Source organism: Burkholderia sp. E168m23 (assembly GCF_016586125.1).
Taxonomy (GTDB): Bacteria; Pseudomonadota; Gammaproteobacteria; order Burkholderiales; family Burkholderiaceae; genus Burkholderia; species Burkholderia orbicola.
The window spans coordinates 1-10,567 of sequence record NZ_BCPP01000129.1; the positions used below are offsets into that span (position 1 = coordinate 1).

General features: G+C 69.5%; 10 protein-coding genes and 2 pseudogenes. 7 read left to right on the plus strand and 5 right to left on the minus strand.

Annotated elements, in window-relative coordinates; translation table 11 throughout:
• Window positions 1-15: 15 nt before the first annotated feature.
• From gtdA to JMF90_RS40020, 6 genes and pseudogenes are all read left to right on the plus strand, one after another.
• Window positions 16-1,059: a gentisate 1,2-dioxygenase gene (gene gtdA, locus JMF90_RS09570; RefSeq protein WP_011547919.1), complete on the plus strand. Its 1,044-nt coding sequence runs from the start codon at window positions 16-18 to the stop codon at window positions 1,057-1,059.
• 87 nt (window positions 1,060-1,146) lie between these two features.
• Complete coding sequence (locus tag JMF90_RS09575; protein ID WP_011547918.1) at window positions 1,147-1,845, plus strand: fumarylacetoacetate hydrolase family protein; 699 nt, start codon at window positions 1,147-1,149, stop codon at window positions 1,843-1,845.
• Window positions 1,846-1,879: 34 nt separating this feature from the next.
• Window positions 1,880-2,521, plus strand: coding sequence for a maleylacetoacetate isomerase (gene maiA, locus JMF90_RS09580; RefSeq protein WP_011547917.1), 642 nt, complete (start codon window positions 1,880-1,882; stop codon window positions 2,519-2,521).
• Window positions 2,522-2,553: 32 nt separating this feature from the next.
• The gene (locus JMF90_RS09585; RefSeq protein WP_011694693.1) at window positions 2,554-3,762 is read left to right on the plus strand and encodes a 3-hydroxybenzoate 6-monooxygenase; all 1,209 of its coding nucleotides are present in this window, start codon (window positions 2,554-2,556) and stop codon (window positions 3,760-3,762) included.
• Between the two features lie 80 nt (window positions 3,763-3,842).
• Window positions 3,843-5,204, plus strand: coding sequence for an aromatic acid/H+ symport family MFS transporter (locus JMF90_RS09590; protein WP_011547915.1), 1,362 nt, complete (start codon window positions 3,843-3,845; stop codon window positions 5,202-5,204).
• A 55-nt stretch (window positions 5,205-5,259) separates the two neighbouring features.
• Window positions 5,260-5,488 (plus strand): annotated as a pseudogene (locus JMF90_RS40020) (PLP-dependent aminotransferase family protein); the annotation flags it as partial.
• 84 nt (window positions 5,489-5,572) lie between these two features.
• On the opposite strand, the gene JMF90_RS09595 reads toward JMF90_RS40020, so the two are convergent.
• The 3 genes from JMF90_RS09595 to JMF90_RS09605 all read right to left on the minus strand — a co-directional run bounded on the left by JMF90_RS09595 (window position 5,573) and on the right by JMF90_RS09605 (window position 8,793).
• A complete protein-coding gene (locus tag JMF90_RS09595) occupies window positions 5,573-5,851 on the minus strand; it encodes a hypothetical protein (RefSeq protein WP_011547913.1) in 279 nt (92 codons plus the stop codon).
• Window positions 5,852-5,947: 96 nt separating this feature from the next.
• Complete coding sequence (locus JMF90_RS09600; protein WP_011547912.1) at window positions 5,948-7,333, minus strand: cytochrome-c peroxidase; 1,386 nt, start codon at window positions 7,331-7,333, stop codon at window positions 5,948-5,950.
• Complete coding sequence (locus tag JMF90_RS09605; RefSeq protein ID WP_011547911.1) at window positions 7,330-8,793, minus strand: metallophosphoesterase; 1,464 nt, start codon at window positions 8,791-8,793, stop codon at window positions 7,330-7,332. Before JMF90_RS09605 ends, JMF90_RS09600 begins: the two co-directional genes overlap by 4 nt.
• A 153-nt stretch (window positions 8,794-8,946) precedes the next feature.
• Here JMF90_RS09605 and JMF90_RS09610 point away from each other — a divergent pair, with 153 nt between their 5' ends.
• The gene (locus JMF90_RS09610; RefSeq protein WP_011547910.1) at window positions 8,947-9,795 is read left to right on the plus strand and encodes a class I SAM-dependent methyltransferase; all 849 of its coding nucleotides are present in this window, start codon (window positions 8,947-8,949) and stop codon (window positions 9,793-9,795) included.
• Window positions 9,796-9,897: 102 nt separating this feature from the next.
• Here the strand turns inward: JMF90_RS09610 and JMF90_RS09615 are convergent, their stop codons facing one another.
• Both JMF90_RS09615 and JMF90_RS09620 read right to left on the minus strand, forming a co-directional pair.
• Window positions 9,898-10,209, minus strand: coding sequence for a hypothetical protein (locus JMF90_RS09615; protein WP_011547909.1), 312 nt, complete (start codon window positions 10,207-10,209; stop codon window positions 9,898-9,900).
• Window positions 10,206-10,567: pseudogene (locus JMF90_RS09620) on the minus strand (transporter); the annotation flags it as partial. The pseudogene JMF90_RS09620 and the gene JMF90_RS09615, both read right to left, overlap by 4 nt.

The window sequence follows — 10,567 nt, forward strand, 5'->3', positions numbered from 1 at the left end:
CCCGAAGGAGACATCATGACGACCCATCCGGACGCGACGCGCGCCGCTTACTACGCACGGATCGCCGAGCAGCGCCTGGCGCCGCTGTGGGAATCGCTGCACAACCTCGTGCCGACCTCGCCGCAGCCGGCGGCGCAAGCCGCGATCTGGAAGTATGCGCAGATACGCGACCTCGTGATGCAGGCCGGCAGCGTGATCAGCGCGGAGGAAGCGGTGCGCCGCGTGCTGGTGCTGGAGAACCCCGGGCTGCCGGGCAAGTCGAGCATGACGCCGAACCTGTATGCAGGATTGCAATTGATCCTGCCGGGCGAGATCGCGCCGAGCCACCGTCATACGCAATCGGCGCTGCGCTTCATCGTCGAGGGGCGCGGCGCGTGGACGGCCGTGAACGGCGAGCGCACGACGATGCATCCGGGCGACTTCATCATCACGCCGTCGTGGGCGTGGCACGACCACGGCAATCCGTCGGTGGAAGACGGCGGCGAGCCGGTCGTGTGGCTCGACGGGCTCGATATCCCGTTGCTCGCGAACCTCGACGCCGGTTTCGCGGAGAACTATCCGGAAGTCGTGCAGCCGGTGAGTCGTCCGGAAGGCGACAGCTTCGCGCGCTTCGGTCACAACATGGTGCCGGTGCGGCATCGCGTGAGCGATCCGACGTCGCCGGTGTTCAGCTATCCGTATGCGCGCAGCCGCGAGGCGCTCGACGCGCTGTACCGGAACGGCGAACTCGATGCGTGGGACGGCGTGAAGCTGCGCTACGTGAACCCCGCGACGGGCGGCTGGCCGATGCCGACCATCGCCACCTTCATGCAGTTCCTGCCCGCCGGCTTCGACGGCCGCCCGTACCGTAGCACCGACGCGACGGTCTATTGCGTCGTCGAGGGCAGCGGCACCGCATCGATCGGCGACCAGGCATTCGCGTTCGCGCCGCACGACATCTTCGTCGCGCCGTCGTGGGCGCCGGTGCGGCTGTCGGCGTCGCGCGACAGCGTGCTGTTCAGCTATTCCGACCGGCCGGTGCTGTCCGCGTTGAACCTGCTGCGCGAAGCGCGCGACTGACGCCGGCTGCTTTCGATACTCCGTTTCCCGTGCGCCGCCGAGGTCGCGGCGCGCGCCCCTTCATTCATGCCCACGCTGGAGCCATTCATGACTTTCGTATTCCCGCCCGAAGCGCCGGTGGCGCTGCCCGTCGCCGGCAGCGACGCTCGATTCGCGGTACGCCGCGTCTATTGCGTCGGCCGCAACTACGCGGCCCATGCGCGCGAAATGGGCTTCGATCCCGATCGCGAGCCGCCGTTCTTCTTCTGCAAGCCGGCCGATTCGATCGTACCGGTGGCGTACGGCGACACGCTCGAGCTCGCCTATCCGTCGCAGACCCGGAACTATCACTACGAAGCCGAACTCGTCGCGGTGATCGGCAAGGGCGGCTCGGACATTCCGCTCGAGCGCGCGCTCGACCACGTGTGGGGTTACGCGGTCGGCCTCGACATGACGCGCCGCGACCTGCAGATGAAGATGCGCGAGATGGGGCGGCCGTGGGAAATCGGCAAGGCGTTCGACCGTTCGGCGCCGATCGGGCCCGTGCACCCGGCGCGCGACGTCGGTCATGTCGAGCAGGGCGGCCTGTGGCTGACCGTCAACGGCGCGACCAGGCAGAAGAGCGACGTGTCGCACCTGATCTGGTCGGTCGCGGAGACGGTGGCCGACCTGTCGAAGTTCTTCCGCCTCGAACCGGGCGACGTGATCTTTACGGGCACGCCCGAAGGCGTCGGCGCGGTGGTCGCGGGCGACGTGATGAAGGTCGGCGTCGAGCGTCTCGGCGAACTGACCGTGCGCGTGGTCTGACGCGCGTTCGTCGATTTCCTCGAAAGGTTACATCGTGCAACTGCATAGCTTTTTCAACAGTTCGACCTCCTACCGGGTGCGCATCGCGCTCGCGCTCAAAGGGCTGCCGTACGACACGCTGCCCGTGAACATCCGCACCGGCGAGCATCGCGACGCCGATTACGTCGCGCGGGTGAACCCGTCGGCCGCGGTGCCGGCGTTGACCGACGGCGATTTCCGTCTCGGCCAGTCGCTCGCGATCCTCGATTACCTCGACCAGATCCAGCCGACGCCTCGGCTGATCCCGCTCGAACCGTGGCGCCGAGCGCGCGTGCTGGAACTGGCGGCGCTGATCGCCTGCGACATCCATCCAGTCAACAACCTGCGCGTGCTGCGCTATCTCGACAGCGAACTGAAGGTCACGCCGCAGCAGAAGACCGCGTGGTACCGGCACTGGGTCGCGGAAGGGATGGCCGGCGTCGAGCGGCTGCTGGCCCGCGCGGATGACGGCCCGTGGTGCTTCGGCGATGCGCCGACGCTGGCCGACGTGTGTCTGGTGCCGCAGGTCGCGAACGCGTTGCGGATGGGTTGCGACCTGAGCGCGTATCCGCGCTGCCTCGCGGTGGTCGAGCACGCGCGGCACGAGCCGGCGTTCGAGGCCGCGCAACCGCAGCGGCAACCGGATTACGTCGCGTAACACGAATCGCGTACTAGAAGCAGGAGACGAACATGGACGAGACAATCAATAAAGGCCGGCGCGTACTCGTGATCGGCGGCGGTATCGGCGGGCTCGCGGCGGCGCTGGCGCTCGCGCGTCAGGGCATTCGCGTGAAGCTGCTCGAACAGGCCGAACGGATCGGCGAGATCGGTGCGGGCATCCAGCTCGCCGCGAACGCGTTCAATGCGCTCGATGCGCTGGGTGTCGGCGAGGCGGCACGCAGTCGAGCCGTATTGACCGACTGGCTGCAATTGATGGACGCGATCGATGCACGCGAGGTCGCCCGCATCGCTACCGGCGCCGCGTATCGCGAGCGCTTCGGCAATCCGTACGCGGTGATCCATCGCGCGGACATTCACCTGTCGATCTACGAGGCGGTCAAGGACCACCCGTTGATCGAATTCCGGACGAGCACGCAAGTGTGCGGCTTCGAGCAGGACGGCCGCGGCGTGACCGTGATCGACCAGCACGGCGAACGCTATCGTGCTGATGCGGTGATCGGCTGCGACGGCGTGAAATCCGCGATCCGTCAGGCGCTGATCGGCGACGCGCATCGCGTGACGGGCCACGTCGTGTATCGCGCGGTGGTGGACGTCGACGACATGCCGAAGGATCTGCGGATCAATGCGCCTGTCGTGTGGGCCGGCCCGCATTGCCATCTGGTTCACTATCCGCTGCGCGGCGGGCGGCAGTACAACCTCGTCGTCACGTTCCACAGCCGCGAGCAGGAGACCTGGGGCGTGCGCGAGGGCAGCAAGGAAGAGGTGCTGTCGTACTTCGACGGTGTCCATCCGCTGCCGAAGCAGATGCTCGATAGGCCGACGTCATGGAAGCGCTGGGCGACCGCCGACCGCGATCCGGTCGAGCGCTGGAGCGCGGGCCGCGCGACGGTGCTCGGCGACGCCGCGCATCCGATGACGCAATACATCGCGCAGGGCGCGTGCCAGGCGCTCGAGGACGCGGTGACGCTCGGCGCGGCCGTTGCGCAGACCGACGGCGATTTCGAGGCCGCGTTCGCGCTGTACGAACGCGTGCGGATTCCGCGCACCGCACGCGTGCTGTATTCGGCGCGCGAGATGGGGCGGATCTATCACGCGAAGGGTGTCGAGCGGCAGGTGCGCAACGGGCTGTGGGTCGGGCGCACCGATGCGCAGTTCTACGACGCGCTCGACTGGCTGCACGGCTGGCGTGCGGAGGATTGCCTGAAGACGGTCGTATAACGCACCCGTTCAGCCCGATTCCGGCGGCGCGCATTTCAACGACAGACGACGCGCGCCGCCTTCCTGGAGGAGACACCATCATGGCCGATACGCCGTCCATCGACGTCAGCGAATGGATCGACCGGCATCGCATTGCGCCGTTTCAGGCCGCGATCGTCGTCCTGTGCTTTCTGATCGTCGCGATCGACGGATTCGATACCGCGTCGATCGGATTCATCGCACCCGTCATTCGCTCGGAATGGGGCCTGTCGCCTGCGCAGCTCGCGCCGGTATTCGGCGCGGGATTGGCCGGGCTGATGGCCGGCGCGCTCGTATTCGGGCCGTTCGGCGACCGGTTCGGCCGCAAGCGGCTGCTGCTCGCATGCGTGGCGTGCTTCGGCATCGCGAGCGCCGCGTCGGGGAGCGCGGGCGGCCTGACCGAGCTGATCGTGTGGCGCTTCGTGACCGGGCTCGGGCTCGGCGGCGCGATGCCGAATGCGATCACGCTGACGTCCGAATACTGTCCGGCGCGACGTCGCTCGCTGCTCGTGACGACGATGTTCTGCGGTTTCACGATCGGCTCCGCGCTCGGCGGCCTCGCGGCCGCGTCGCTGATCGAGCACCACGGCTGGCGCGCGGTGCTGGTCGTCGGCGGCGTGGCGCCGCTGCTGCTCCTGCCGCTGCTCGCGTGGCGACTGCCGGAATCGGTGCGCTATCTCGTCAACCAGGGCGCGCCGTCCGCGCGGATCGCGACGCTGCTCGGTCGTATCGCGCCGGGTCCGCACCTCGCGCATGCGTCGTTCATCGCGCCCGCCGGCAAGCCGGCCGGGTCGCCGCTCGGGCGGCTGTTCGCCGCCGACCTGCTGCGCGGCACGCTGCTGCTGTGGCTCACGTTCTTCATGAGCCTGCTCGTCATCTACCTGCTGTCGAGCTGGTTGCCGACGTTGCTGCGCACGACTGGCGCGACGTTGCAGACGGCTGCACGCGTGACCGCGATGTTCCAGGTCGGCGGCACGCTTGGCGCGATCGTCCTGGGCTGGCTGATGGACCGCTTCGATCCGCATCGCGTGCTGGCCTGCAGCTATGCGGCGGCCGGCGCCTGCGTCGCGGCGATCGGCGTGTTCGCCGCGTCGCCGTGGGGTGCGGCGCTTGCGGTATTCGCCGCCGGCTTCTGCGTATCGGGCTCGCAGGTCGGGGCGAACGCCTTGTCGGCCGCGTTCTATCCGACCGAGTGCCGGACGACCGGCGTGAGCTGGGCGAACGGGATCGGTCGTGGCGGCTCGGTGGTCGGCTCGATGGCGGGCGGCGCGATGCTGGCGATGGGCGTGCCGCTGTCGACCGCGTTCGCCGTCGTTGCCGCGCCATGCGTGATCGCGGCGGTCGCGGTGCTGACGCTCGGCGTGGTTCGCGCCGGTGCGGCACGCGTGGCGGCCGCCGACGGGATGGCGGGCAGGCAGGCCTGATCGAAGGCGGGGCGGTTCGATTGCCGATTCGGTAAGCGGCGCGATGTTGCCGTAGCTCGCGTTGCCGGCAGACGTGTGCTTCGATGCGCTGTTCTGACGCCGCGCTGACGCATGGAGTCAAGATCGCGCCCGGTTCGATCTCCTCGAATTCGGACCGTTTCGCCGGCTATATCCGGCTGGCGTGCAAGCGCGTATCCGATGTGTCCGACGCATCCGATGCGGTGCATGAGACAGCGTTCGACACACTCGCCCGCCTCGTACGGGAAGCCATGGCGGCCGCGTGAGCGCGACGGCGGCGGCCGGCCGGACTTCCGAATACGCGAGTGCTCCGGCCGGACGCGGTACCGAAGCGGCAAGCCGTCGCCATTTCATCGGCCGACCGAGTGCGTGGCGAGGTGCTGGCGAATCAGCGACAGGTAACGGTCGCCGACCGAGAAATCGCGTGCGGCGCGCGGCCGGGCGGCGGCCGGCCGCAGCGTGGCCGGCGCGCTCATGCCCAGATATCGGCACACGGCGGACGGGAAGGGCTTGCGCGTATGCCCGAGCTGACGCGCCGCGCGTTCGACGCGGGCATCGCCGACCTGGGCTCGAAGCCACGCCAGCACTTGGCGATCGGTTTCGTTGACGATACGGACCAGATGTTCCATCGCGCGCCTCACTGTTCATAAATACAGTACTGTAAATATAACCAGTATTTGCGCTGACCGCAAGCGGGCGTGCGTCGGCTGGCCGTTCGGCCAGGGTCAGCGCACCGGCGCGGCGGCTCGCGTGATCCGGGCCGCGGCGGCGGCCGGGGCGGCGCGGCCGGTATAGCGCGCGTCGGTCAGCGTGCCGAGGAACGCGACGATGTCGTCGATTTCCGCGTCGGTGAGCGCGGGCGGCGTGCCGGGCCGGCGGTTCATCGGCGTCGAGTTGACGTTGATGTTGCCCCGATAGGCGGCCGGCACGTCGTCGAACGTTTGGGCGCCGTGGTACCAGAAGCCGGGATCGGTCGAGCGCGTGTTGTAGAACGCGACGGCGTCGCGCAGCGTCGTGAATACACCGTTGTGCATGAACGTCTGCTTGACCGCGACGTTGCGCAGCCCCGGCGTGCGCAGGTAGCCGCACCATTGCGTCGGTTCGGGCCAGCGCAGCCGACGCGCGGTGTCGCACAGCCCGTTGTCGAAATGGCGCGGATCGCGGTTCGCGGGCAGCGCGCGATTGCGCGGCACCGCGATCGCGTCGTAGCCGAAATCGGTGAACAGCGAGCGCTCCGGGCGGCTCGACGTGTCCGACAGCGTATGGCAGGTCATGCAATTGCCCTTGTCGGGATTCCGGAACAGCGCGAGGCCGCGCATCTCGGCCGGCGCGAGCGGCTTGCGCGTGCGCAGGAACGCATCGAAGCGCGACGTGAACGGCGCCATCTCGTCGCTCTGCAGATAGGCTTCGACGGCCGAACCCAACGCGCGCACCAGTTGCTCGGGGTCGCGGCGCACCGGCGCGCCGAAGCGCGCGGCGAGATCGGGCGCGAGTTCGGTCGCGTTGACCTTGCGCAGCAGCGCGGCCGGCGACCGGTTGTTCATCTCGTTCGGATCGAACAGCGGCCCGCGGATCTGCTCGGCGAGCGTATCCGCGCGGCCGTCGCTGAACAGGCCGCCGAACGGCGACGGCGCGGGCGCGTCGTCGTCCTGGTAGAAGTGGCGGCGCGGCACGTAGCGCACATAGAGCAGCGACGGCGCATTGCGCTGGCTGAAGCGCCCGGGCCGGCTGCCTTCCGGCACGCCGGGCCCCGCGAGCGATGCAGCCGACAGCGTCGGCGCGAACGCGCGACCCGGATCGTGGCAGCCCGCGCACGACATGCCGCGCGGCTCGGACAGCCGCGGGTCGAAGAAGATGCGGCGGCCGAGCGCGACGAGCGTCGGGTCCGGCGCGAAGCGCGCGGTGGCTGCGTCGATCTTGCCCGTCACCTGCGGCGTGCCGTTGCCGATCGTGTCGACGACGCGCGATGGCGGCGCGCCGGGAAGCAGGACCGTTTCGGCCGGTGCGGCGTGGGCCGCCAGCGTCAGACCGGCGAGCAGGGGTGCGACAAGCGTGCGCAACGTCTGCCGGCCGCGCCCCCTGCGGCCTTCATATCGAACTGCTTCACTCACGGCGCGATGAACCCCGTCTTGTCGCAGGCGAGCGTCCTGCCCGACTGGTTGCACGACGCCAGTCGCTTGCCGGCCGCCGAATACGCATGGAACACCCAGCCCGTCGCCGGCGCGGCGTTGCGCTCCATGATCAGGAAGCCGAAGCTGTTGTTGTGCGACAGCCGCTCGATCACGGCGCCCGGCGCGGGTGTCAGGCCGGCCGGGAACGGGTCGGGCAGCGCGACGTCGAGGTTGTCGCCGCCGTTGCCGGACACGATCGTCGCCGGGTGCCCGGACGAGAAGTTGATCGCCTGGAAATCGTGCACGTGGCCATGCAGCGCGACGTGCACGCCCGGCGGGTAGTACGCCTGCGCGTTGAGGCTCGACATCACCGACTGCAGCGCGAGGTTGCCCGGCGCCGGCGTGCTGCCGGCGATCGGTGCGAACGCGAGGATCGGGTGATGGTTCGTGAAGATCGTCGTCGTCATGCCGGCTTTCGACGCGAGCGATGCGACCGTCTGGAATTGTTTCTGGTAGATGCCGAACTGCGCGTCGGTCGTCTTCAGCGGCGTGCGGCCGACCTTCGCGGTGTCGAACACGATCACCTGCGAGCCGCCGCCGAGCGACACCGCATAGGGTTCCGAATAGTTCGCGTTGTTGTCGTTGGCCGGATCGTCGCACGAGCGGGCGGCTGAATACGGGCGCGGGTCGAGGAAGCGGAACCAGCCCTGGCCCGCCCGTGCGCATTCCTCGTGGTTACCGCGCACGACGACCCACGGCGCCTTCGCGAGTAGCGGCGCGGCCGGGCGGAACAGGTCGGCTTGCCACGTATCCCAGCCGTAGCCCCACGGGCTGTCCTTGCAGCCGGCGATGTCCGGCGGGCACGCGTTCTCGCGATAGTGATAGTCGCCGACGTGCAGCACGAGATCGGGCGACAGCTTCGCGACACTGGCCGCGATCGTGTCGAGCGGCCAGACCGCGGCATCGTTGCACGCCTGCCATGCGTTGTCGGCCTTCTTCATCCGGCAGCCCGTGTCGGCGATGATCGCGATGCGCTGCGGCTGCGCTTTCGGCAGCGGCAGCGTGCGGCCCGCGACGCTCGCCGCCTGGGCGCCGGCCGGCAGTGTGGCCTCGCACACGGACACCGGGAAGCTCGACGGCTTCGAATCGGCCGGATCGCTGGCGGTCGGCCGCTGGGCGACGGTCGCGGCGCCCGCGCGCAGCGTCATGCGCGACACCTTGTCGTCGACGGTCAGTTGCGGGCACAGCGGATCGCTGGCCGACGCGGGCGTGTAGTTCGTGATCACGCGCGCGATCGCCTGGTTCGCGTCGCCGATCTCGACCCATGCGGCCTGAACGTTGGCCGAGGCGCTGGCCGGATCGTCGGGCGTATCGATGTGATTCGAGCACGCGGACAGCGCGGCGAGGGCAGCAAGGGGAGCGCAGCGCACGAGCAGCGCGCGCGTGAGGAGTCGTCGCATGGGAGGGAGGCACCGTAGGAAAGTCGTCAACGATACGCAGCGCGAATGTAAGAAATGTGAAAAGCGGGGCGTGTCCTGGCTGACCCTTGACTTCAAGCCGGCTTGAAGCAGCACAGTCCGGTTCGTCATCAATGAATCGGAAGGGGATCGACGATGGAAGCCAACCGGCCCAACGAAGCGCAATCCGCGCTCTGGAACGGTCCGTCAGGGCGCGCGTGGGTCGATGCGCAGGCGCCGCTGGACCGGATGTTCGAGCCGTTCGAGCCGCTGCTGGCGGAGGCCGCGGCAGCATCGTTTGCCACGCGCGTGCTCGATGTCGGCTGCGGCACCGGCGCGGTTACGCTCGCGATCGCGCGGCGGCTCGGTGCGAGCGCGCAGTGCACGGGCATCGACATTTCGGCGCGGATGATCGATGCCGCCCGGGCGCGTGCCGAACGCGGCGGCGTGCCCGCCCGGTTCGTGTGCGCGGACGTGCAGACGCATGCGTTCGAGCCGGCGAGCGTCGACCTGATCGTGTCGCGTCTCGGCGTGATGTTCTTCGACGATCCGGTACGGGCGTTCGCGAACCTGCGGCAGGCGGCGCGGCCGGGCACGCCGATGCGGTTCGTCGCGTGGCGCGGCGCGGCCGACAACCCGTTCATGACGACGGCCGAGCGGGCGGCCGCGCCGCTGCTGCCGAACCTGCCCGTGCGGCAGCCCGGCGCACCGGGCCAGTTCGCGTTCGGCGACCGGCAGCGGATCGCGTCGGTGCTGTCGGACAGCGGCTGGGCCGACGTTGCGATCGAGCCGGTCGACCGGGTGTGCGTGCTGCCGGAATCCGCGCTGGACGACTACATTGCCCGGCTGGGCCCGGTGGGTCTTGCGTTGCAGGAAGCGGACGAAGCGACGCGGCGGCGCGTGGTCGATGCGGTGCGTGCCGCGTTCGGGCGTCACGTGCACGGCGCGGAGGTGCGCTTCGATGCGGCGTGCTGGCTCGTGACGGCGCGCGCGCCGTTCGCATGACGCGTAACGTGAAAGCAGCGGATCAAGGCCGGGGCGGTGGCCTGTTCGCCCCGCACGTGGCCGTGCCCGTGTGACGAAGCGGGGCCATGCGACCCGCGTGCGTCAGCGCTTCCGCGCGCGTAGCATCAGCCAAGCGCAGCCGCCGGCCGCCAGCACGAGGCCGAGCAGGACGGCCTCGGCGCCGAGCGCGAAACCGGGCGGCATGTCGCCGCTGTTCGGCACCGGCGCCAGATTGCCGGCCATCGCGACGGCGCCGCCGGCGAGCAGCGCCGCGCAGACGATCCAGTAGATCTTGCCGGGCAGTGCCGCGGCGCGGATTCGCCACAGCGCGATGCCGGCGCCGCCGAGGTACAGCACGGCGAGCGTGCCGAGCGCGATGATGTCGGCCGCGCGGCTTTGCAGCAGCCCGCTCATTCGGCCTCCGTCGCGTGCCCCGGTGCCCGGCTCAGCAGATGCGTGCGGGTGTCTGCCGCGAGCGACACGTAGCGTTCATATTGGCGCAGCACGTCGGCGATCACTTCGTCGCCGCGCAGGTATTCGATGTCGTAGCCGAGCCGGCCGTCCTCGAAGAACGTGACGATGCCATGGACATGCGCACGCGTCTCGTCCGGCTCGGCCGCCTCGCGCACCAGGAACGCGGCCGCGGATTTCGCGGTGACGCGCACGCCGTACACGAAATCGCGGTGTTCGGCGGTCGGTACGGTGAGCCGCACTGCATCGTCGCTGTCGCGCTGCACGTGCGCATCGACGCCGCTCGCGCGCAGCTCGTCGG